Source organism: Herbiconiux sp. (genome assembly GCF_023264895.1).
Lineage (GTDB): Bacteria > Actinomycetota > Actinomycetes > Actinomycetales > Microbacteriaceae > Herbiconiux.
Map to the genome: position 1 here is coordinate 1 of NZ_JAHFUY010000022.1, position 22,016 is coordinate 22,016.

Consider the following 22,016-nt stretch of genomic DNA (forward strand, 5'->3'; position numbering starts at 1 on the left):
CGTCGCGGGCCGGGCTCCGGCCCCCGCGGCGGCGACCTTCGGCCCCGACGGTCGCCCCATCAACCGGGCCGACCGCATCGCCACCATCGCGCTGCTGGTCATCGGACTGATCTGGACCGCGAACACCATCTCGTCGCTCGTGTCGCTTCCGGATGTCATGAACCAGGTCATGGAGATCTGGGGAATCGACAGCGCCTACACGGGCACGGCGACCGCGAACACCGCGGGTGTGGCGGGCGCGGCGCTGACGTTCCTCGTCTTCGCGCTCACGGCCGTCTACTCGATCCGGCGCGTGCGGCAGAACAAGCTGGCGTTCTTCATCCCGATCATCGGGGCCGTGGTGGCGGGGCTGATCAGCTTCACGGTCGTGACCATCGCGATCATGGCCGACCCGGTCATCCTCGACACGCTCACGCGCGTCAGCCCGTAGACCGGGACGCCAGTGGCGCCGCGCCGCGGCTGACCGCAGCGGTCGGACCGCCGCAGCCCCTACGCGCGGTGGCGACCGCCGGTGGCTCGCGGGTCCTTCTTGCCGGAGGTGTCGCGGCGGAGCTCCTTGGGCAGCGAGAACACGAGGTCCTCCTCCGCCGTCTGCACGGTCTCGATGTCGCCGTAGCCGGCGCCCGCTAGGTCGTCGAGCAGCTCCTGCACGAGCACCTCGGGCACCGAGGCGCCGGAGGTCACGCCCACGGTCTCGACGCCGTCGAGCCACTCCTGCTTGACCTCGTGCGCGTAGTCGACGCGGTAGGCCGCCTTCGCGCCGTACTCGAGCGCGACCTCCACGAGGCGCACCGAGTTCGATGAGTTCGCCGAGCCCACCACGATCACGAGGTCGGCGCCCTGCGCCACCTTCTTGATGGCGACCTGGCGGTTCTGGGTGGCGTAGCAGATGTCGTCCGAGGGCGGATCCTGCAGGTTCGGGAACTTCACGCGGAGGCGGCGCACCGTCTCCATGGTCTCGTCGACCGAGAGGGTCGTCTGCGAGAGCCAGACCACCTTGTCGGGGTCCTTCACCTCGATGTCGTCCACCGCATCCGGGCTGCCGACGAGCGTGATGTGCTCGGGCGCCTCCCCGGCGGTGCCCTCGACCTCCTCGTGGCCCTCGTGGCCGATCAGCAGGATCTCGAAGTCGTCGCGGGCGAAGCGCACGGCCTCTCGGTGCACCTTCGTGACGAGGGGGCAGGTCGCGTCGATGGCCTGGAGGCCCCGGTCGGCCGCACCCTGCACGACGGCGGGCGAGACGCCGTGGGCCGAGAAGACGACGTGGGCGCCCTCGGGCACCTCGTCGACCTCCTCGACGAAGATCGCGCCGCGCTTCTCGAGCGTGGAGACCACGTGCACGTTGTGCACGATCTGCTTGCGCACGTAGACGGGGGCGCCGTAGTTCTCGAGAGCCTTCTCGACGGCGACGACCGCTCTGTCGACTCCTGCACAGTAGCCGCGAGGGGCTGCCAGGAGCACACGCTTGTGCCCGGTCACCGGGTTATCCTTTAGCCTGTTGCGAACGCCGGGAATCCTCGGCATCGGCAGACTGATGGTCGTCGCATTGCTCACCCCTCGAGTCTACGTCGGCGCGACTGGGTGAATGCCGCCGTGAAGGAGAGTGATGGCGTGACCGACGCCCCCGCGTTCGTCTCGGGCCCGCCCACGCTGGAGAATCCGTGGCCGGTCGGCGAGCTCGCGCAGAAGATCCGCGGCTACATCGAGCGGCTCGGCACGGCCTGGGTCGAGGGCGAGATCACCCAGTGGGGTGTCTCGGGCGGCAACGTCTACGGCAAGCTCAAAGACCTCGCGGGCGACGCGACGGTGAGCTTCACCATCTGGTCGTCGGTCAAGGCGAAGCTGCCGGCCGACCTCAAGCAGGGCGACCGCGTGATCGCGCTCGTCAAGCCGAACTACTGGGTGCGCGGCGGCACGCTCACCATGCAGGTGTTCGAGATGCGCCATGTCGGCCTCGGCGACCTGCTCGAACGGCTCGAGCGGCTGAAGACGCAGCTCGCCGCCGAGGGGCTGTTCGACCGGGCGCGCAAGAAGCCCCTCCCGTTCCTGCCCGGTGGCATCGGCCTGATCACGGGCAAGGACAGCGACGCGGAGAAGGACGTGCTGCGGAACGCGCAGCTGCGGTGGCCCTCCGTGCGGTTCCGCGTGGTGCACGCGGCGGTGCAGGGCGACCGCACGGCCCGCGAGGTCGTGGCGGCGCTCGAGGCGCTCGACGCCGATCCCTCGATCGACGTCATCATCGTCGCGCGCGGCGGCGGCGACTTCCAGAACCTGCTCGGCTTCAGCGACGAGGCGGTCGTCCGAGCCGTCGCCGCCGCCCGCACCCCTGTGGTGAGCGCCATCGGGCACGAGGCCGACTCCCCCCTGCTCGACCTCGTGGCCGACCTCAGGGCTTCCACGCCGACGGATGCCGCCAAGCGCGTGGTGCCGGATGTCACGGAGGAGCTGCACCGGGTCGACCAGGCCCGGCTGCGCATCCGGGGCCGGGTGGCGAACCTCGTGTCGGTGGAGGTCGACCGGATCGCGCAGATCCGCAGCCGGCCGGTTCTCGCGGAGCCGGGATGGATGATCGACCGGCGCTCGGAGGACCTGACGCGCTTCGTGGCGCGCGGCGAGGAGCTCGTGCGGCGGGTGATCGAGCGCGAGCAGAACACGGTGCGCGAGCTCGCCGGGCACCTGCGCGCGCTGTCGCCGCAGCGCACGCTCGATCGGGGCTACGCGATCGTGCAGGCCACGAGCGGTCCGCACGCCGGGCACATCGTGCGCGCCGACTCCGAGGCGCCGGCCGGGAGCGGGCTCACCGTGACGGTCGCGAAGGGCGCGTTCGACGCCGAGTCGCTCGGCCGCACCTCCCGCGGCGGTGCACCCGCCACGGGGCCCGCCACGGCGCCCGCCGCCGACCGCGCCGCGGACTCCCCCGCCGCCGAATCCGCACCCCGAGATCGTTAGGATCGAAGCATGCCCGCCACACCCGCATCCGCCGCCCCCGCGCCCGGTGCCGACGCCGAGTCGCTGAGCTACGAGGAGGCTCGCGACGAGCTCATCCGTGTGGTGGGCGAGCTCGAGCAGGGCTCGGCCACGCTCGAGAAGTCGCTCGCGCTGTGGGAGCGCGGTGAGGCCCTCGCCTCCCGGTGCGAGCAGTGGCTCATCGGCGCCCGCGAACGGCTCGACGCCGCTCGCGCGACGGCGGCGGAGTAGCGGCATGGCGCGCGCCAAGAGCGAGCAGACGATCGTCGCCGAGCTCGGCCGGCCCGAGACGCCCGATGAGACCGCCGCCCGGAAGGCCGAGGCGTCGCGGCTCTACCGCGACCGCAAGACGCTCTTCAACCTGCTCTACGCCCTCCTGGCCTCGGTGGCGCTCGTGGCGGCCATCGTGCTGCTCGTGCCGCGCTCGGAGGGATCGCTGCTCGATCCCGTCGACTACGCGACCGTGGCCGAGAGCGCCCAGTCGTCGATGCCCGTGCCCCTCGCGGTGCCCGACCTCCCCGAGGGGTGGACCTCGAACGCGGCCGAGATCCGCACCGCCCCGAGCGACGGCGTGATCTCGTGGTACATCGGACTGATCTCGCCCGAGCAGGAGTACGTGGGTCTCACCCAGGCCGTGGAGGCGAACCCCTCGTGGCTCGCCGACCAGGTGGCCGGCGGGCTCGCGAGCGGCGTCGTCGTCGACCTCGACGGCGTGGAGTGGACGGTGTACGACAACCGATCCGGTGCATCGGGGCAGGACGAAGTGGGCAACGTCGAGTACGCGCTCACCGCGGAGTCTGGGGACTCGACCTTCGTGGTGTTCGGCACCGCGGAGCCGGAGGAGATCGAGGTGGTGGCGAGATCGATCGCCGGCACCGTGCTCGAGCAGAGTGAGGGAGCGGAATGACCGACGACGACGACAGCGGCACCGAGGCCACGACACCCTCCAGGGTCTGGGCCACGATGCAGCGCGGCAACGAGCGGTTCATCGCCGGCACCCCCAAGCATCCGCGTCAGGACGTGGAGACCCGCGCCAAGACCTCGCACGTGCAGACCCCTCGCGCGGCGCTGTTCGGCTGCGCCGACTCGCGACTGGCCGCCGAGATCATCTTCGACCTCGGCCTCGGCGACCTGTTCGTGGTGCGGAACGCGGGTCAGGTCATCTCCAGCTCGGTCATCGGCAGCCTCGAGTACGCGGTCGAGGTGCTCGGCGTCGCCCTCATCGTCGTGCTCGGGCACGACGAGTGCGGCGCCGTGCGCGCGGCCATCGACTCGCAGCTGCCCGACGCCGCTCCCCTGCCCGGTCACATCCGGGGCCTCGTGGAGCAGATCGTGCCGGCCCTCGACAAGGTGCCCACCGAGCGGGCCGACGACGGATCGCTGCTCTCGGCTCCGGATGCGGGTGCGGTCGGCAAGGCCCACCTCCGCTCCACCGTCGGCCAGCTGCTGGAGTCGTCGGAGATCATCACCCAGGCGGTCGCGGAGGGTAGATTGGCAGTGGTGGGCGCGAACTACCGCCTCGCCGAAGGCCGGGCCGTCGCCGACATCGCGATCGGCGATCTCTGACCCGCGAACCCCCCAGCTGTACGCAACCCCAGGAACACAACGCCGCTGCGCTGCGTCGCCGGCATGACGAAAGGACGACCACACAGTGGTGGACACCGCCGACCAGACCGAGTACCGCATCGAGCACGACACGATGGGCGAGGTGCGGGTCCCCGTCTCCGCCCGCTACGGCGCGCAGACCCAGCGCGCGGTCGAGAACTTCCCCATCTCGGGTGCCGGGCTCGAGACCGCCCAGGTCGCCGCCCTCGCCCGCATCAAGAAGGCGGCGGCGCTCGCCAACAGCAGGCTGGGCGTGCTCGACGACTCGATCGCCCAGGCCATCGCCGCGGCGGCCGACCGCGTGGTCGCCGGTGAGTTCGAGGGCGACTTCCCGATCGACGTCTACCAGACCGGATCCGGCACCTCGTCGAACATGAACATGAACGAGGTGCTCGCCTCGCTCGCCACCGAGTCCCTCGGCTCGAACGTGCACCCCAACGACCACGTGAACGCCTCGCAGTCCTCCAACGACGTGTTCCCCACCTCGGTGCACGTCGCGGTCACCGGCGCCCTCATCCACGACCTGATCCCCTCGCTCGAGCACCTGCAGAAGGCGCTCGAGGAGAAGGCAGCGCTCTGGGCCACCGCCGTCAAGGCCGGCCGCACCCACCTCATGGACGCGACGCCCGTGACCCTCGGCCAGGAGTTCGGCGGCTACGCCGCGCAGATCCGCCTCGGCATCGAGCGCGTGAAGTCGGCGCTCCCCCGCGTGGCCGAGGTTCCGCTCGGCGGCACCGCCGTGGGCACGGGCATCAACACGCCCGCCGGGTTCCCGCAGCTCGTGATCTCGCTGCTCGCCGACGAGACCGGCCTGCCGATCACCGAGGCGCGCGACCACTTCGAGGCCCAGGGTGCCCGCGATTCGCTCGTGGAGGCATCCGGAGCCCTGCGCGTGCTCGCCGTGTCGCTCACCAAGATCTGCAACGACCTGCGCTGGATGGGCTCGGGCCCGAACACCGGCATCGGCGAGCTGCACATCCCCGACCTGCAGCCCGGCTCGTCGATCATGCCCGGCAAGGTCAACCCCGTCATCCCCGAGGCCGTGCTCATGGTCTGCTCGCGCGTGATCGGCAACGACGCGTCGATCGCCTGGTCGGGTGCCTCCGGTGCGTTCGAGCTCAACGTGGCCATCCCCGTGATGGGCACCGCGCTGCTCGAGTCGATCCGTCTGCTCGCGAACTCCTCGGTGCTGCTGGCCGACAAGACGGTCGTGGGCCTCGAGGCCAACCTCGAGCGGGCCCGTGCCCTGGCCGAGTCGTCGCCGTCGATCGTGACGCCGCTGAACCGCGTGATCGGCTACGAGTCGGCCGCGAAGATCGCCAAGCACTCCGTGGCCAAGGGCCTCACCGTGCGCGAGGCCGTGATCGACCTCGGCTTCGTGGAGCGCGGCGAGGTCACCCTCGAGCAGCTCGACTCGGCGCTCGACGTGCTCTCGATGACGGCACCGCCCGCCGCGAAGTAGCCCCACTCCCCCGGAACGGAGGAACCCGCGGCCCCAGGCCGCACGGGTTCCTCCGTTTCGTGTTTCCGCCACCCGCTTCCTCCTCCGGCGCTCAGCGCAGGAGCACTCCCACCCAGAAGGCGGCCAGGAGGGGCGGGCCCAGGGGGATGCCCGGCTGGTGGGGTGCGAACGTCCCGTGGAGTGGGGGTGACCGTGCGGGCTGACCGGGGCCGCTGCCGCTAGCGATGCCGATGCCGGGGCCGCGGCCGGAGCTGTGGCGGAGGTGGCGGTGCGCCAGCGCCAGCGCTGCCTGGGTGCCGCCGAGGAGGGCGAAGGCGAGGGCTGCCGTCGGGAGGGCCCGCGCATCCGTGAGCGCCGCCGTGCCCGCCAGGAGCGTCGCGAGCTTGACGTCTCCCATGCCCACCGCCCCCGCCGCCCACACGGCACCGAAGACCGTGGCGGCGACACCCGCAGCCGCCAGAGACGATGCCGCGGACCTACCCGGCACCGCCGCGACAGTTGCCAGCAGGAGCACCAGTCCCGGGATCGTCAGGCGGTTGGGGAGCACTCTCGCACTCAGGTCCGCCAGGGCCAGCGGCAGGCTCACGGCTGCGAGATAGATCAGCAGGGCAGTGGCGGGCGGTGGAGACACCATGCCGGCACGCTACGCGGCGGTGGACGGCGAAGGGCCGCGACCCCCACCTCGGTGGACGGTCGCGGCCCGAGCCGTTCCGGTGCAGGAGCCGCTAGGCGAGCTCGTTCGACTCCAGCATCTCGGTGACGAGCGCGGCGATCGCGGAGCGCTCCGAGCGGGTGAGGGTGATGTGTCCGAAGAGCGAGTGCCCCTTGAGCGTCTCGATCACCGACGCGACACCGTCGTGCCGCCCCACCCGCAGGTTGTCCCGCTGCGCCACGTCGTGCGTGAGCACCACGCGCGAGTTCTGCCCGATGCGGGAGAGCACCGTGAGCAGCACGTTGCGCTCGAGCGACTGCGCCTCGTCGACGATCACGAACGCGTCGTGCAGCGAACGGCCCCGGATGTGGGTGAGCGGCAGCACCTCGAGGATGCCGCGATCGATCACCTCGTCGAGCACGTTCTGCGACACGAGCGAGCCGAGCGTGTCGAACACGGCCTGCGCCCACGGGTTCATCTTCTCGGCGGCGTCGCCCGGCAGGAAGCCGAGCTCCTGCCCGCCCACCGCGTAGAGCGGCCGGAACACCATGATCTTCTTGTGCTGCTGCTTCTCCAGCACCGCCTCGAGACCGGCGCACAGGGCCAGAGCGGACTTCCCCGTACCGGCTCGACCCCCCAGCGACACGATCCCGACCTCCGGGTCGAGCAGCATGTCGATCGCCACGCGCTGCTCCGCCGACCGGCCGTGCAGGCCGAAGACGTCGCGGTCGCCGCGCACGACCTGGAACGTGTCGCGCGAGACCACCCGGCCGAGCGCCGATCCGCGGTCCGAGTGGATGACGAGGCCCGTGTTCAGCGGCATGTCTCGGACGAGGGGCGTGGTGAGCGTCTCCTGGTCGTAGAGCCGCGCCATGTCGTCCGAGCCGAGCGTGATTGAGTCGATCCCGGTCCAGCCGGAGTCGACCGCGAGCTCGGCGCGGTACTCCTCGGCGGCGAGGCCGATCGAGGCGGCCTTGACGCGGAGCGGCAGATCCTTCGACACGACCGTGACGTTGAGCCCGTCGTTCGAGAGGTTCTGCGCCACCGCGAGGATGCGGGTGTCGTTGTCGCCGAGCTGCAGGCCCGAGGGCAGCACCGAGGTGTTGGAGTGGTTGAGCTCCACCCGCAGCGATCCGCCCTCGGTGCCGACCGCGATCGGGAAGTCGAGGCGCTCGTGCTGCACGCGCAGCTCGTCGAGGTTGCGCAGCGCCTGCCGGGCGAAGTACCCGATCTCGGGGTCGTTGCGCTTGGACTCCAGCTCGGTGATGACGATCACCGGGAGGACCACCGCGTGCTCGGCGAAGCGGAAGATCGCCTTCGGATCAGACAGAAGAACCGAGGTGTCCAGAACGTAGGTCACCTCGGCGGTCGATGTCGTGCGAGTGGTGTCGGTGCTGCTTTGTGCTTCTCCTCCGGTGCTGGTCCCGCTGGTCTTCTGAGTCATGGGCTCGGCCACATCCACTCCAACCCCGAACGCTCGGCGCTCGGATTCAGTAGGCGATCGGGCCACGGTTGTTGTGTCGAAACGTACTTATGTGGCCGTCTCGATCAGGCGCCATGCCTGATGTGACCGAAGCTACGCCGGTTGCGACGGTCGTGGGTTACGACACGCAACGCATCAGATTAACGTCGTGTTACACGGGTGTAATTCGCGCTGCGTCTTCTCCGCGCCGCCGCCTCTGCGGCGCGGGCGACATGCGGGGCAGGCGTCGTGCCGCGTCGCTGCGCGGCGCAGCCCGGCGACTGTCCCGCTCTGGGTCGTCGAGTACGGCCCGTTGCGTTTCAGTCTCGTGCCGGAGTCAGCTCCCAAACCGCCGCTGGCGGCGGGAGTAGTCCCTCAGGGCGCGGAGGAAGTCCACCTCGCGGACGTCGGGGCCCAGGGCCTCCATGAAGTAGAACTCGCTGTGGGCCGACTGCCAGAGCATGAAGTCGCTGAGGCGCTGCTCGCCGGAGGTGCGGATGACGAGATCCGGATCCGGCTGGCCGCCCGTGTAGAGGTGCTCGGCGATGAGCTCCTGGTCGATGTCGGCCTCGAGCTCGTCGAGCCCGTGACCGAGGTCGCGGTGCTTCTGGATGATGCTGCGCACCGCATCCGCGATCTCCGAGCGCCCGCCGTAGCCCACCGCGAGGTTGACGTGCAGTCCGGTGTGCGACGCCGTGCGCGCTTCGGCGCCGTCGAGCGCCGCGATGAGGGGCTCGGGGAGCCCCGCGTGGGTGCCGACGTGCTTGACCCGCCAGTCGCGGAAGCGCGAGATGTCGTCGGCGAGGTCGGCGATGATCTCGATCAGCTCGGTGAGCTCGTCACCGGAGCGGTTGGTGAGGTTGTCGGTCGAGAGCAGGTAGAGGGTCACCACCTCGATGCCGAGGTCGTCGCACCACTCGAGGAACTCGCGGATCTTCGCGGCCCCCGCCCGGTGCCCGTGCGCGGCGGTGCCGAGCGAGCGCTGCTTGGCCCAGCGACGGTTGCCGTCGAGGATCATGGCGACGTGCTTGGGCAGCACCGATCCGTCTAGGTGACGTCGGATGCGCCTCTGGTAGAGGCGATAGAGAAGACCTTCTCCGACCTGCTGCTGGCGTTTCGGCACACAGTCACGTTACTCGCTGCTGGCGTAGTCTGATGCACATGCCCGCACCCGATTCGTCCCGCGCCGACACCACGGAGGACGGCGGGCCCGACCTTCCCAACGTGCCCCTGCTCGACGACGCGATCGACCACCCGCCGGTCGAGGTGAAGCCCACCTGGCGGGGCTGGATCCACGCCGGCACGTTCCCCTTCACCATCGTCGCCGGCATCGTGCTGATCTGCCTGGCGGAGGGCGCGCCCGCGAAGTGGGCGAGCGCGGTCTTCATGCTCACCTCGATGCTGCTCTTCGGCAACTCGGCGCTCTACCACCGCATCAATTGGACGCCGAAGACGAAGCTCATCTTCAAGCGCATCGACCACGCCAACATATTCCTGCTGATCGCCGGCACCTACACACCGATCGCCGTGCTCGCGCTGCCGCCCGAGAAGGGCACCCTGCTGCTCGTGGTGGTCTGGGCGGGAGCGCTGCTCGGCATCGGCTTCCGGGTGTTCTGGATCGGCGCGCCGCGCTGGCTCTACGTCATCCTGTACCTGGCGCTCGGCTGGGCGGCCGTGGCCTACCTCGGCGACATCTTCGCCGTGAACCCGGCATCCATGATCCTGGTCGCCGCGGGAGGCCTCGCCTACACGCTCGGGGCCGTGGCCTACGCGCTCAAGAAGCCCAACTTCTTCCCCGGGAGGTTCGGCTTCCACGAGGTGTTCCACACGCTAACGGTCGTCGCGTTCCTCTGCCACTGGACCGCGATCCTGCTGCTGGCGATCGACCCGCCCTTCAACGGCTGAGCCGGCCGCACCTGCCTCAGCTGCGGCCGCGTCGCGCGCCTCGGCCTCGAGCTGCTCGCGCACCTGCGCCCGGTAGGTCACCCGCCGCACCCGCCGCACCATGTCGATCACGAGCAGCACCGTCACGGCCGCCACGAAGAAGGTCGCGATGAAACCGACGACGCCCGGCGTCACCTGATCCGGATCCGGCGTGTTCTCCTCGGTCGCCACGGCCGCCGCGACGATGTGGTCGAGGAGGGCGCTCACGCCTGGTCCTCCACACCGTCGAACAGGTCGGTCTCAGGGCCGGTCGAGGTGACCTCCACCCGCGACTGCACGAGCTGGTAGTCCTCGTAGGGCCAGGCGGTCTGCAGGATGTCGTTCGGCCAGAAGAAGAAGGGGTGGTCGGGGGCGACCTGGCTCGCGTGCGCCCGGAGGGCTCTGTCCCGCACGTCGAAGAAGGCGCCGGCCGGGATGCTCACGGTGGCGAGATGCGGCCGGCCGTCGACCCAGCCGCGCATCTCGGTGAGCGTCTTCAGCAGCGCGTGCTCGGGGAGCTCCTTGGTGAGGTAGTCGAAGACCGCCTCGAAGCGCGCGGGGTTCATGGTGCGGTCGTAGTAGAGCTTGGAGATCGACCAGGCCTCGCCGAGCTCCGGATGCGCCGAAGCGTCGGCAGCGAGCTCCCAGGCGCGCATCGACACCTCGTGGGTGCGGATGTGGTCCGGATGCGGGTAGCCGCCCTTCTCGTCGTAGGTGATGAGCACCTGCGGCCGGAACTCGCGGATGAGCTTGACGAGCGGCTGCGCCGAGATCTCGACCGGGATGGCCCCGAACGAGTTCACAGGCAGCGGGTCGCCGGACTCCGGCTCGATCCAGCCTGAGTCGTGGTAGCCGAGCCAGCGGTGCTGGAAACCCACCGCGGCCTGGGCGGCGGCCATCTCGACCCGGCGGAGGCCCCCCATGTCGCGCTCGGCCCAGATGCGGGGCTCGAGCGACTCGTTCAGCACGGAGCCGCGTTCGCCCCCCGTGCAGCTGACCACCATCACCTCGACGCCGCGGTCGAGGTAGTAGGCGTAGGTGGCCGCGCCCTTGCTCGACTCGTCGTCGGGATGGGCGTGAACGGACAGGAGGCGCAGCGTCAGCGGTCTCAACTCCTCATGGAATGCGATTAGCCTGGGTACAGGACCACCCCCAAGACTAACCGTCCCGAACCGGGAGAACACCGCGTGAGCACCGACCACCTGCTCGAGGAGCGCTACGGCCGCACGCCGTCGCGCCGGCGGCGGACCCGCCTGGTGGCCTGGGTCGCCGGATCCGCCGTGGCCGTCGTGGTCATCGCCTGGGTCCTGTGGGCGGGTCTGGACGGCACGAACGCGACCGTGGCCACGCAGGACATCGCCCACACGGTGATCGACGACAGTCACGTCGAGGTGCGCTTCGATGTCACGCTCCCCCGCGGCGAGGGCGCGCTCTGCGCCGTGCAGGCGCTCAGCGACAAGTTCGCCGTGGTGGGCTGGAAGGTCATCGAGGTGCCGCCGTCCGACCTCGCGAACCGCTCGTTCACCGAGGTCGTGCGCACGAGCGAGCTGGCCACGACGGGTTTGATTTCCAACTGCTGGCTCCCTTAGGCTTTCGCAATGGCTGAAGACACCCAGGTCACCTGGCTCACTCAGGAGGCGCACGACCGCCTGACGAACGAGCTCGAGCAGCTCAGCGGCCCCGCACGCATCGAGATCGCCAAGCGCATCGAGCAGGCGCGCGAAGAGGGTGACCTCAAGGAGAACGGCGGTTACCACGCCGCGAAGGACGAGCAGGGCAAGATCGAGGCCCGCATCCGCCAGCTCACGCAGCTGCTGCGCACCGCCCAGGTGGGTGAGACCCCCGTGAGCCACGGCGTGGTCGAGCCCGGCGTGGTCGTGACGGCCGTCGTGGCCGGTGGCGAGGAGCGCTTCCTCCTCGGCAGCCGCGAGATCGCCGGCAACGCCGACCTCGACGTCTACAGCGAGCAGAGCCCGCTCGGCACCGCCGTGCTCGGGCTGAAGATCGGCGAGAGGACCACCTACACGGCACCCAACGGGCGCGACATCACGGTGGAGATCACGAACGTGGAGACGTTCGAGGGCTGACGCTCCCCTACTGCCGCTCGTAGACCACGACGACGAGGTTGGTCGAGCGGTCGCGCTCCGTCTCGCGGAAGCCCGCGGCCACGATCGCCTCCTCGTTCTCGACGCGCTCGCGCCCGCTCGTGACGAGGACCACGCGGTCGTAGCCGTCGAGCATCTCGGCGTCGACCGGATCCGCCTTCTCCCACAGGTCCGGCGACTCCTCGAGCGGCACCGTGAGCGCGACGTCGTCGAGGCCTGAGAAGGCCTCGGGGTAGGCGTACTCGACCACGCGTGCCGTCGCGCCCGGATGGTAGGCGATGCTGCCGAAGACCACGGCCGTGGGCTCGTCCCGGTCGAGGCGCGAGACCGTGCCGGCGCCCTGCGACCAGCTCGCATCCTGCTTGGCCTCGGGCATCCGCTGGGCGAGGTAGCTCGGCAGGGCGAGCACGGCCAGCAGGGCGACCACCGCGACCCCGGCCGCGACGCGCAGGCGGCCGGCGGCTCCCGGGAGGAGGGCCGGTGCGGCGGCCATGGCGATCGCGGCCGCCGGAAGGGAGAAGGTGAGGTAGCGGGGCGTGTAGAGCGGGGTCACCAGCACGGAGGCGACGACGAGGGCGAGCGTGGGCACGACGAGCCAGGGCAGCACCACGAGGGCCGCTGCCCGGAGCCCCCGCCGCGCGACGAGAGCCACCAGCCCGAGCACGACGAGGCTCCAGGCCGCCACCGCGATCGCCGGGTTCTTCGGGAAGAACTGGGTGAGGAAGACGCCCCGCCAGGTGTCGGTGTCGATCGGCGCCAGCCAGCTGACCTGCCCCGACTGCCCCACCACCGCGAGCACGAGCGGCAGGCTCACGAGCACCGCCGCCGCGGCCGTCACGGCGAAGCGGATGACGGCTGTGCCGCCCCGCGGGGTGCCGGCCCGGGACCCCAGCGCCCAGCGGAGGAGCACGGTGAGCGCGTGGGCCGCCACGACCAGTGCGAGGTAGAGGAAGACGGCGATCGAGAGCACGGCCAGCGCGCCGTAGACCACCCAGCGCCACCAGCGGGCATCCGCTCGGAGGGCGCTCACGAGCGCGAGCGTGAGGCCCACCGCGAGCAGCATGCCGAGAGCGTAGGAGCGGCCCTCGCCGCCGGCCCAGGTGAAGCGGGGCAGCACGATGAGCACGACCCCCGCCAGGAGGCCCAGACCACGGCTCGAGAGGAGCTTCGTGGCGAGCACGACGGTGAGCGCGGCGGCGACCCCGGCGAACACGGCGCTCGGGAGGCGGAGGGTGATCGGGTCGTAGCCCACGAGGTCGAACCACACGTGCATGAGGGCGTAGTAGACGGCGTGCACGGCGTCGACGCTCTCGAGCATGCGCCCGAGCGACCCCCAGCTGCGGGTGGCGGAGGCGATGGTGGCGGCCTCGTCGTACCAGATCGACGGCGTCCACGACCCGATGAAGGCCGCCGCGAACCCGAGCAGCCCGACGAGCGTGGCCGACCAGCGGAGGCTAAGGGCTCTCGGCACGTCTGCCTTCCCGCAGCCCGGCGTCGGCGCTTGGCGCACGGTCGGGCTGGTGCACGGCCCGTCCCTGGCGCCGCCTGATCCACCACCCCACCGCCACGACCACCACGGCGAGCGCGAGCGCCACCCGCGACACCGTGAGGGAGGGCACGAGCAGCCGCGCGGTGAGCGCGAGCGCGATGGCGAGCCACTCCCACCGCCGGGTCAGCACCACGAACGGCACGAGCAGCAGGGCGTACCAGGAGTAGCGGGGGCTCAGCACCACGAGCACCGTGCCGATCAGCACGAGTTGCGCCAACCACGGCGCCGTCGGATCGGCCTTCCACCAGCAGAGCCCCGCCACCACCGCCACGATCACGAGTGCGGCCACGAGCGCGGCGTTGCCGGGCAGCACGAGCGAGAGCAGGGCGAAGCGCGATCCGTCGTCGTAGCCCTCCTCGCTGAGGTAGCCGGGCAGGTAGCCGATGACCTCGGGCCCCGAGAGCACCACGTAGGGCACGTAGAGCAGGGCGAAGGTGGCGATCGAGACGAGGATGACGGTGAACGGCCGTCGCTTCAGAAGCGGCGGTGCCACGATCATCGGGATGAGCTTCGTGGCGATGGCCGCGCCGAGGGCGATGCCGCCCCATACCCGTCGCCCCGAGGCGACCAGGAGGCTCGCGCCGAGGGCGAGCAGCACCCCGAGGGCGTCGACGTGGGAGTTGGTGACGGCCTCGGTGGCCACGAACGGCGACCACGCCCAGAGCGCCGCCCACGCGGGGTCGCCGCCGCGTCTCCTGAGCGCCACGATCAGCATGGCGCTCACCCCGAGCGACACCAGCAACCCGGCGACCTGGAACGGGAGGTACTCCACGGTGTCGGCCACGGGCAGCCGCACGGCGGCGAAGTAGAGCTCGGCGAGAGGCGGGTAGATCGTGGGCACGTGCGGGCGGTTGATCGAGGTGCAGAGCGGATCGCCTGACGGCACCGAGGTGGTGCCGTAGACCCGCAGCTCGTCGCACACGGCCTTGCCCTTCGCCGAGAGGGCGTCGGGCTCGGTGATCAGCCAGTCGACCCGCAGGTCGGCGAGCTCGTCGGCCACGGGCACGTGGTCGTAGGGCGAGAGGCCTTCCCCGGCGACGATGCCGTCCCAGGCGTAGCGGGCGGAGTCGGTGCTCGTGTTGGGCGGGCCGAGCAGGGCGGCACCGCCCACGAGGAGGGCTCCCGAGATGACGAGCGGCAGCACGTGCGAGGGGCGCACGCGGCGCAGCAGCACGAAGGCGAGGGCGAAGAGGGCCCAGGCCACCGCGGTCGAGGCGACGAGGGCGGGCGTCTGCGTGCGCGAGAAGAGCTCGAGGGTGGCCGACTGCCAGCCCACCACGGCGGCCAGAGCGACGACCGCGCACGCGGTGAGGATCGTTCTGACCATGGGGTGGAGCTCTCTGTTCGTCGATCGAGGGCGCTGCTCGCCCACTCTAGGATGGCCTGCCGGGAGACCGGCCGCTCCCGCGCCCTCATTGTTCGCCGTGGGTGACGCATCCGTTTGGTACCCATGCGGGCTCTCCCCCACCCATTTGCGCCGCCGCGCCGAACACCCTGTGCCGGAATGCGGCGCGAGAGGGTTGGCTGAGCACATGCGACGACTGCTGAACGGGATGCGCCGCTCGTTGACGTCGCCGGTGCGGAACGCGCGCTCCGCGGTGGTCATCGGGCGACTGCTGGGGTTGGCGTTCCTGGTGTGCTTCGCGACCGGGGTCTACAGCCACTTCCTGCAGGATCCGCTGCCCTGGATGCGCTTCGCGACCTGGCCGCAGCTCTACCAGGTCACCCAGGGCATCCACATCACCGCGGGCATCGCCTGCTTCCCGCTGCTGCTCGGCAAGCTCTACGTCGTGTACCCGCAGCTGTTCCAGACGCCGGCGCTCAAGGGCCCGGTGCACCTGCTCGAGCGGGCCTCGATCGCACTGTTCGTGGGCGCTTCCCTCGTGCAGATCGTGATCGGGCTGCTGAACACCTACCAGTGGTACCCGTTCCCCTTCAACTTCAAGCAGGTGCACTGGGCGCTCTCGTTCGTGATCATCGGATCGCTCGCCATCCACATCGCCGTGAAGCTGCCGATCATCGCGCGCAACTGGTCGAAGGCCGTGCCCGAGGCCGACGACGAGCCGCCCGCCGAGTCGGAGGTGCCGACCACCGGCGTGACCGGGCGCGTGATGCACTGGATCGACCGCACCCCCGCGCCGGAGGCCGGCCTCAGCCGTCGCGGCTTCTTCGCGGCCGTGGGCCTCTCGACCGTGGCGGTCGTGGCCCTCACCGCCGGCCAGTCGTTCGCGGCGCTCAAGCCGCTCAACCTCTTCGGGCCGCGGCAGAAGGACATCGGGCCGCAGGGCCTGCCCATCAACCGCACCGCCGAGGCGGCGAAGGTGACCGAGTCGGCGATGGCCGCCGACTGGGTGCTCACGGTCATGGCCGCCGGAACCGTGGCCACCTTCACCCGCGCCCAGCTGCTCGCCCTCCCCCAGACCCAGGTCGATCTGCCGATCGCGTGCGTGGAGGGCTGGAGCCAGATGGCCACCTGGAAGGGCGTGCGGATGCGCGACCTGCTCGAGGCGGCCGGTGCACCGAGCGACAAGCGGCTCATCGTGAACAGCCTCGAGGAGCGCGGTGGCTACCGCACGACAGAGATGGGCGCGGAGTACGTGGGCGACGACCTCACCCTCGTGGCCCTCGAGCTCAACGGCGGGACCCTGGACATCCAGCACGGCTACCCGGCGCGCGTCATCGCGCCCGGGCGACCAGGGGTGCTGCAGACGAAGTGGCTGCGGTCACTGGAGGTGGCATCGTGAAGATCGCCCGGATCATCCTGCTCGCCGTCGGCCTCCTGGGGCTCGCCCTCGGCGCCGTCGTGATGGTCGCCGAGGTGCGGCCCGCCCAGATCGTGGGGGTCGGCATCTGGATCCTCGGCGCCATCGTGCTGCACGACGCCGTGCTCGCTCCGGCCCTCCTCGGCGTCGACGTGCTCATGCGGCGCGCGGGGCGGCGGGTGCGGCCCGCGGTCGTGGTGATCGTGCAGGTCGGCGTCGTGGTCGGGGCGATCATGAGCCTCCTCGTGCTGCCCGAGATGTACGCGAAGGTGCTCGGGCCGAAGAACGACACCGTGCTGCCGCTCGACTACGGGCTCAACCTGGCGCTGTTCTGGAGCGTCACGGCGCTGCTCACGGCGGTGGCGTGCGCCGTGTACGTGCGGGCGGTGCCCCGCCGCGCGGCGCAGCGCGCCACCTGAGTCACTGGGCACGTGGAGAAACGCGAATCTCGTGCCGACCTCCCCGCTCTGGGCGATGGTCGACACGAGATTCGCGTTTCTCCGGCAGTACTGCTCAGGAGGTGAGGGCGGGGGTGACCGGGATGGCGGTGAGAGCCTCGGCGAAGCGGGTGTGAGGCGCGAGGGCGGCGACCTCGAGGGCGTCCTCGTAGGTGTCGACGTCGTTGACCTCGGGGAGGAAGCCGACGCGGAGGCCCGCGGCGTCGAGGCTCGCGAGCTGCCGGGCTCCCGTGTCGTCGCGCGACATGAGGACTCCACGCAGCACATCACCGGTGGGCTCGCGGAGGGCGAGGCCCCACCAGCCGCCGTCGCTCGCGGGGCCGAACCAGGCATCCGGGCCCGTGGCGGCCTCGGCCGACCAGTCGCCGAGCACGTAGTCGAAGTGCTGGCGGGTGAGCTGCGGGGTGTCCATGCCGATCAGGATCATGGGGCCCTCGATCGCATCGAAGACCGCGCCGAGCCGCACGTCGAGGTCACCCTCGATCTGGGGCATCACCTCGAAGCCCTGGGCCTCGGGCGGCAGCAGGGTGCCCGCGAAGGCGATCACGCGGCGGTCGGCCGGAAGGGACGAGACGAGCTCGAGGGTGTCGGCGAGACTCGCGGCAGCCACCTCGGCGGCCTGCTCGAGCGTGAGCGGAGGGTGCAGGCGGGTCTTGACCCGACCGGGCACGCACTCCTTCGCGATGACGACGATGGTGAGCATCCGAACCTCCTCAACGCAAGACGCGAATGCGCCTCACCCTACGTGTTCGGAGGCGAAACCGCCGCGGATTGCCCGCGCACCTCACGCAGGAGCGCCGACATGTCCTTGATGGCCACGATCGTGCCCTTGAGGGTGCCCGTGACCTTCGAGCGGCCGACCCGGGGCGAGTAGGGCGCGTCGACCTCGACGATGCGCCAGCCCGCCGCGTGCGCCCGCAGCAGCATCTCGAGGGGGTAGCCGCTCCGGCGATCCTCGAGCCCGAGGGCCACGAGCGGCTCGCGACGCGCCACCCGCAGGGGGCCGAGATCGTGCACCCGGATGCGGGCACGCCGGCGGATGAGGAAGGCGAGCGCCCGGTTCGCGAACCGCGCGTGCAGCGGCCAGGCGCCGCGGCGGGTGGGCCGGCGGCGGCCGAGGACGAGCTCGGCACGACCCTCGTCGAGGAGTGCGACCATGGCCGGGAGCTGCGCCGGATCCATCGAGGCGTCGGCGTCGCAGAACGCGACGACGGGAGCCGTGGCGGCGACCAGGCCGGCGTGGGCGGCGGCGCCGAACCCGCGGCGGCTCTCGGTGACGACCGTGGCGCCGAGGCGGCGGGCGACAGCGGCCGAGTCGTCGGTCGAGCCGTTGTCGACCACGATGGCGCGGTAGCCCTCGGGCAGGCGCGAGAGCACCCACGGCAGCGCCCGCTCCTCGTTGAGGCACGGGAGCACGACGTCGACGAGCACCGACGCCGCGGCGCCGGACGAAGCGGGATCGCTCACCGCACGGCCGAGCGGAGCGGTGCGGCGGCGAACTCGCGCATCCCCTCATCGAAGGGCACCGCGGCGCTCCAGCCGAGCTCGGCGCGGATGAGGGCCGACGACGCGGTGATGTGCCGCACGTCGCCGAGCCGGTACTCCCCCGTCACCACGGGCTCCGCGCCGCCCGCGGCACGTGCGAGCGCGGCCGCCATGTCACCGATCGTGTGCACGGTGCCGCTGCCCACGTTGAAGGCCCGGAACGTGCCCTCGGCCTGCTTCCCCACGCCGTGCACGGCCGCGAGGTTCGCCCCCGCCACGTCGCGCACGTGCACGAAGTCGCGGCGCTGACCGCCGTCTTCGAACACCCGAGGTGCCTCGCCGCGCGCGAGCGCCGAGCGGAACAGCGACGCGACCCCGGCGTAGGGCGTGTTCTGCGGCATGCCCGGCCCGTAGACGTTGTGGTAGCGGAGCCCGATCGCCCGGCCCCCCGTGGAGCGCGCCCAGGAGGCGGCGAGGTGCTCCTGCGCGAGCTTGGTGCTGGCATAGACGTTGCGGGGATCGAGCGGCTCGGCCTCGCCGATGAGCTCGGGCTCGAGCGCCTCGCCCGTCTCCGGATCGCGCGGCTCGAAGCGCCCCGCATCGAGATCGGCGGCGGCGCGCGGCAGCGGGCGCACCCGGCCGCGGCTGGAGCGGTAGGCGCCCTCGCCGTAGACCACCATCGACGACGCGAACACGTAGGAGCCGATGCCCGCGCGGGTCATCTCGGTGAGCAGCACCGCGGTGCCGAGGTCGTTCGAGGCCACGTAGTCGGCGGCGTCGTAGAAGTCGACGCCGAGCCCGACCTTGCCGGCCTGGTGGCAGACGGCGTCGACGCCCTCGAGGGCCGATCGCACGGCCTCGGCGTCGCGCACGTCGGCCCGCACGAACTCCACGCCTTCCGGCAGAGCGGATGCGATCTCGGATGCCCCGCCACCGCCACCGGAGGCCGCGCCGTGCACGTCCTCCCGCAGCGAGTCGATCACCCGCACCCGCCAGCCGCCCGCGAGCGCGGCGTCGACCACGGCGCCGCCGATGAACCCGGCGCCGCCCGTGACGAGGAGACGGCCCGTCACTGCTCGATGCGCAGGTCGTAGCCGGCGTCGCGCAGCTTGGCGACCACGAGCTCGCGGTGGTCGGGCCCACGCGTCTCGATGTGCAGCTCGAGCTCGACCTGGCTGATCTGCAGGCCCTTGCCGTGGCGGGTGTGCTGCACCTCCACCACGTTGGCGTTGGCCTCGGCCACGATCTCGGCGGTGCGCGCGAGCTGACCCGGGCGATCCGGAAGCATGATCCGCAGCTTGAGGTAGCGCTCCGAGGCCGCGAGGCCGTGGCTGATGACGCGCTGCATGAGCAGCGGATCGATGTTGCCGCCCGAGAGCACCACCACCGTCGTGCCCGCGTTCTTCACCTGCCCCGAGAGCATGGCGGCCACGCCCACGGCGCCCGCCGGCTCGACGACCTGCTTGGCGCGCTCGAGCAGCAGCAGCAGAGCCCTGGCGGTGTCGGCCTCGGTGACGGTGACGACCTCGTCGACGAGCTCGTGGATGATCTCGAAGTTGAGCACGCCCGGCCGCGAGACCTGGATGCCGTCGGCGATCGTGGGCGTGGTCACGATCTCCACGGGCTCTCCCGCCTCGAGCGAGGGCGGGTAGGCGGCGGCGTTGGCCGCCTGCACCCCGATCACCCGGATCGAGCGGCCCTCGGCCGCCGCGCGCTGCTTGACCGCGCTCGCGATGCCCGAGATGAGCCCGCCGCCGCCGATCGGCACCACGACCGTGTCGGCATCCGGGACCTGGTCGAGGATCTCGAGCCCGAGCGTGGCCTGCCCCATGACGACGTCGATGTGGTCGAACGGCGGGATGACGACGGCACCGGTCGACTGCGAGAACTCGGCGGCGGCACGGAGCGCCTCCTCCACCGAGTGGCCGCGCAGGATGACGTCGGCGCCGTAGTGGCGGGTGGCCTGGAGCTTCGGCAGCGGCACGCCGATGGGCATGAAGATGGTGGCCTTGATGCCGAGCTCCCGCGCCGCGAACGCCACGCCCTGGGCGTGGTTGCCGGCCGACGCGGCCACGACGCCGCGCGCCTTCTCCTCGTCGCTGAGGCTCGAGATGCGGTTGTAGGCTCCGCGGATCTTGTAGGAGCCGGTGCGCTGCAGGTTCTCGCACTTCATGAAGACCGGGGATCCGATGATGTCGCTGAGGAAGCGCGAGCTCTCCATGGGCGTGACCTGCGCGGCCTTCGACACACGGATGCGCGCGGCCTCGATCTCGGCGAGCGAGGGCCAGGCGGAGCCCTCACGGGACGACGGCGCGGACGAGGCCTCGGCCGGCTCCGTGGGCGGGTAGGTGAGACTGGTGGGCTCAGACATCGGTGAGGGGATCCTTCGGTGGGATGAGGGCGCGCTCGTCGGCGGTCGCCCGCCACGCGCCCCCGGCGACGTAGTTGACCATGACGTTGAGGGTGGCCACGAGCGGCACGGCGAAGAACGCGCCGGCGATGCCCGCCACCATGGAGCCCCCCGCGACCGCGAGCACCACGGCGAGCGGATGCACCTTCACGGCCGTGCCCATGATGAGCGGCTGCAGCACGTGCCCCTCGATCTGCTGCACGAGCAGCACGACGCCGAGCATGATGAGGGCGATCACCCAGCCGTTGTAGACGAGGGCGATGAACACGGCCACGGTTCCCGTGAGCACGGCTCCGATGATGGGGATGAACGAGCCGAGGAACACCAGCACGGCGACCGGGATGGCGAGCGGCACCTGCAGGATGGCCGCACCGACCCCGATGCCCACGGCGTCGATCGAGGCCACGAGGATCTGCACCTTCACGAAGTTCTGCAGCGTCGCCCAGCCGGCCCGGCCGGCCCCGTCGGTGGCCGCACGGGCCTTGCGGGGGAACACGTGCACGATCCAGCGCCAGATCCGCTCGCCGTCGATCAGGATAAACAGGGTGGAGAAGAGGGTCAGCAGCACTCCTGCGAGCACGTGCCCGATGCTCGAGCCCACCGCCGCGGCACCCGTGATGAGGGCCTGGCCGTCCTGCTGGATCGCACCCCAGATCTGCGCCACGTAGTCGTTGAAGTCGTCTTCGGAGACCTGCAGCGGAGACTGCGCGAGGAACGCCTTGAGGTCGTTGTAGGAGTTGAGGGTCTGCGAGCGCAGGTCGTCGAACCCGGAGGTGACCTGCGTCACGACGAGGAAGATGAGCCCGGCCACCACCACGAGGGTGCCGAGCTCGGCGGCCGCCACCGCGAGACCCTTGGGCCAGCGGTGCCGCACGAGGAAGTTCTTGAACGGCACGAGCAGCGCCGACAGCACGACCGCCACCATGAGCGGGATGATGAGCAGCCGCAGCTGGATGATGAGGAACCCGATGGCCGCGAGCACGCCGAGCACCACGAGGATGCGCCACGACCACGCCCCGGCGAGCTGCATGCCGGGCGGCACCGACTCGAGCGGGTCGTAGCGGTCAGGGCCGGGAGCGGTGGCCGGCCGGACGGCGGGCTTCACGGGCACGTCGGAAGGCGACTTCGGCGCACCCCGGCGCGATCGCCCGAACGGAGACATGGGCCAAGTCTAGG

Annotated in this window: 24 protein-coding genes; 11 read left to right on the forward strand and 13 right to left on the reverse strand. The window is 71.1% G+C overall.

What is annotated here, in order from left to right; all coding sequences use genetic code 11:
• The coding region (locus Q0D57_RS04210; RefSeq protein WP_291038646.1) for a DUF6264 family protein at positions 1–430 on the forward strand (430 nt) is incomplete at its 5' end.
• Between the two features lie 59 nt (positions 431–489).
• Here the strand turns inward: Q0D57_RS04210 and Q0D57_RS04215 are convergent.
• Positions 490–1,524 (reverse strand): 4-hydroxy-3-methylbut-2-enyl diphosphate reductase, encoded by a 1,035-nt coding sequence (locus tag Q0D57_RS04215; protein WP_291038876.1) that lies wholly within the window; start codon positions 1,522–1,524, stop codon positions 490–492.
• Positions 1,525–1,611: 87 nt separating this feature from the next.
• Here Q0D57_RS04215 and xseA point away from each other — a divergent pair, with 87 nt between their 5' ends.
• From xseA to Q0D57_RS04240, 5 genes are all read left to right on the forward strand, one after another.
• Positions 1,612–2,949, forward strand: coding sequence for an exodeoxyribonuclease VII large subunit (xseA, locus tag Q0D57_RS04220; RefSeq protein WP_291038650.1), 1,338 nt, complete (start codon positions 1,612–1,614; stop codon positions 2,947–2,949).
• 9 nt (positions 2,950–2,958) lie between these two features.
• Positions 2,959–3,198 (forward strand): exodeoxyribonuclease VII small subunit, encoded by a 240-nt coding sequence (locus Q0D57_RS04225; RefSeq protein ID WP_291038653.1) that lies wholly within the window; start codon positions 2,959–2,961, stop codon positions 3,196–3,198.
• Positions 3,199–3,202: 4 nt separating this feature from the next.
• Positions 3,203–3,874: a DUF4245 domain-containing protein gene (locus tag Q0D57_RS04230; RefSeq protein WP_291038656.1), complete on the forward strand. Its 672-nt coding sequence runs from the start codon at positions 3,203–3,205 to the stop codon at positions 3,872–3,874.
• Positions 3,871–4,533: a carbonic anhydrase gene (locus Q0D57_RS04235; RefSeq protein WP_291038659.1), complete on the forward strand. Its 663-nt coding sequence runs from the start codon at positions 3,871–3,873 to the stop codon at positions 4,531–4,533. Before Q0D57_RS04230 ends, Q0D57_RS04235 begins: the two co-directional genes overlap by 4 nt.
• 85 nt (positions 4,534–4,618) lie before the next feature.
• Positions 4,619–6,034, forward strand: coding sequence for a class II fumarate hydratase (locus Q0D57_RS04240; RefSeq protein ID WP_291038662.1), 1,416 nt, complete (start codon positions 4,619–4,621; stop codon positions 6,032–6,034).
• A gap of 91 nt (positions 6,035–6,125) precedes the next feature.
• Here the strand turns inward: Q0D57_RS04240 and Q0D57_RS04245 are convergent, their stop codons facing one another.
• The 3 genes from Q0D57_RS04245 to Q0D57_RS04255 form a co-directional block, all read right to left on the reverse strand.
• The gene (locus Q0D57_RS04245; RefSeq protein WP_291038665.1) at positions 6,126–6,668 is read right to left on the reverse strand and encodes a prepilin peptidase; all 543 of its coding nucleotides are present in this window, start codon (positions 6,666–6,668) and stop codon (positions 6,126–6,128) included.
• Positions 6,669–6,759: 91 nt separating this feature from the next.
• Positions 6,760–8,130, reverse strand: coding sequence for a PhoH family protein (locus tag Q0D57_RS04250; RefSeq protein WP_291038668.1), 1,371 nt, complete (start codon positions 8,128–8,130; stop codon positions 6,760–6,762).
• 355 nt (positions 8,131–8,485) lie between these two features.
• Positions 8,486–9,271, reverse strand: a complete 786-nt coding sequence (locus tag Q0D57_RS04255) for an isoprenyl transferase (protein ID WP_291038671.1) — start codon at positions 9,269–9,271, stop codon at positions 8,486–8,488.
• 32 nt (positions 9,272–9,303) lie between these two features.
• Between Q0D57_RS04255 and Q0D57_RS04260 the strand changes: the two genes are divergently transcribed.
• Positions 9,304–10,053, forward strand: a complete 750-nt coding sequence (locus tag Q0D57_RS04260) for a hemolysin III family protein (RefSeq protein WP_291038674.1) — start codon at positions 9,304–9,306, stop codon at positions 10,051–10,053.
• On the opposite strand, the gene Q0D57_RS04265 is transcribed toward Q0D57_RS04260, so the two are convergent.
• Together Q0D57_RS04265 and mca are read right to left on the reverse strand one after the other, a co-directional pair.
• A complete protein-coding gene (locus Q0D57_RS04265; protein ID WP_291038676.1) occupies positions 9,979–10,299 on the reverse strand; it encodes a hypothetical protein in 321 nt (106 codons plus the stop codon). The genes Q0D57_RS04260 and Q0D57_RS04265 overlap by 75 nt on opposite strands.
• Positions 10,296–11,183 carry a mycothiol conjugate amidase Mca gene (gene mca / locus Q0D57_RS04270; protein ID WP_366518581.1) on the reverse strand — a complete coding sequence of 296 codons (888 nt, stop codon included), beginning with the start codon at positions 11,181–11,183 and terminating at the stop codon, positions 10,296–10,298. The genes Q0D57_RS04265 and mca overlap by 4 nt, the downstream gene beginning before the upstream one ends.
• 75 nt (positions 11,184–11,258) lie before the next feature.
• Here mca and Q0D57_RS04275 point away from each other — a divergent pair, with 75 nt between their 5' ends.
• Positions 11,259–11,660, forward strand: a complete 402-nt coding sequence (locus Q0D57_RS04275) for a DUF4307 domain-containing protein (protein WP_291038679.1) — start codon at positions 11,259–11,261, stop codon at positions 11,658–11,660.
• 9 nt (positions 11,661–11,669) lie between these two features.
• A complete protein-coding gene (gene greA / locus Q0D57_RS04280; RefSeq protein ID WP_291038683.1) occupies positions 11,670–12,158 on the forward strand; it encodes a transcription elongation factor GreA in 489 nt (162 codons plus the stop codon).
• Positions 12,159–12,165: 7 nt separating this feature from the next.
• On the opposite strand, the gene Q0D57_RS04285 is transcribed toward greA, so the two are convergent.
• Together Q0D57_RS04285 and Q0D57_RS04290 are read right to left on the reverse strand one after the other, a co-directional pair.
• Positions 12,166–13,647 (reverse strand): hypothetical protein, encoded by a 1,482-nt coding sequence (locus Q0D57_RS04285; protein ID WP_291038686.1) that lies wholly within the window; start codon positions 13,645–13,647, stop codon positions 12,166–12,168.
• On the reverse strand, positions 13,631–15,052 hold the full coding sequence (locus Q0D57_RS04290; protein ID WP_291038689.1) for a glycosyltransferase family 87 protein: 1,422 nt from the start codon (positions 15,050–15,052) through the stop codon (positions 13,631–13,633). Before Q0D57_RS04290 ends, Q0D57_RS04285 begins: the two co-directional genes overlap by 17 nt.
• Positions 15,053–15,257: 205 nt before the next feature.
• On the opposite strand from Q0D57_RS04290, the gene Q0D57_RS04295 reads away from it, so the two are divergent.
• Both Q0D57_RS04295 and Q0D57_RS04300 read left to right on the forward strand, forming a co-directional pair.
• A complete protein-coding gene (locus Q0D57_RS04295) occupies positions 15,258–16,469 on the forward strand; it encodes a molybdopterin-dependent oxidoreductase (protein ID WP_291038692.1) in 1,212 nt (403 codons plus the stop codon).
• A complete protein-coding gene (locus tag Q0D57_RS04300) occupies positions 16,466–16,906 on the forward strand; it encodes a hypothetical protein (RefSeq protein WP_291038696.1) in 441 nt (146 codons plus the stop codon). The genes Q0D57_RS04295 and Q0D57_RS04300 overlap by 4 nt, the downstream gene beginning before the upstream one ends.
• Before the next feature lie 94 nt (positions 16,907–17,000).
• On the opposite strand, the gene Q0D57_RS04305 is transcribed toward Q0D57_RS04300, so the two are convergent.
• From Q0D57_RS04305 to Q0D57_RS04325, 5 genes are read right to left on the reverse strand one after another with little or no spacing between them, the layout of a single operon-like run.
• A complete protein-coding gene (locus Q0D57_RS04305; RefSeq protein ID WP_291038700.1) occupies positions 17,001–17,648 on the reverse strand; it encodes a DUF2064 domain-containing protein in 648 nt (215 codons plus the stop codon).
• 38 nt (positions 17,649–17,686) lie between these two features.
• Positions 17,687–18,412: a glycosyltransferase family 2 protein gene (locus tag Q0D57_RS04310; protein WP_291038703.1), complete on the reverse strand. Its 726-nt coding sequence runs from the start codon at positions 18,410–18,412 to the stop codon at positions 17,687–17,689.
• Positions 18,409–19,503, reverse strand: coding sequence for an NAD-dependent epimerase/dehydratase family protein (locus Q0D57_RS04315; protein WP_291038707.1), 1,095 nt, complete (start codon positions 19,501–19,503; stop codon positions 18,409–18,411). The genes Q0D57_RS04310 and Q0D57_RS04315 overlap by 4 nt, the downstream gene beginning before the upstream one ends.
• A complete protein-coding gene (gene ilvA, locus Q0D57_RS04320) occupies positions 19,500–20,801 on the reverse strand; it encodes a threonine ammonia-lyase (protein WP_291038710.1) in 1,302 nt (433 codons plus the stop codon). Before ilvA ends, Q0D57_RS04315 begins: the two co-directional genes overlap by 4 nt.
• Positions 20,794–22,002: an AI-2E family transporter gene (locus Q0D57_RS04325; protein ID WP_291038713.1), complete on the reverse strand. Its 1,209-nt coding sequence runs from the start codon at positions 22,000–22,002 to the stop codon at positions 20,794–20,796. The genes ilvA and Q0D57_RS04325 overlap by 8 nt, the downstream gene beginning before the upstream one ends.
• Positions 22,003–22,016 lie beyond the last annotated feature (14 nt).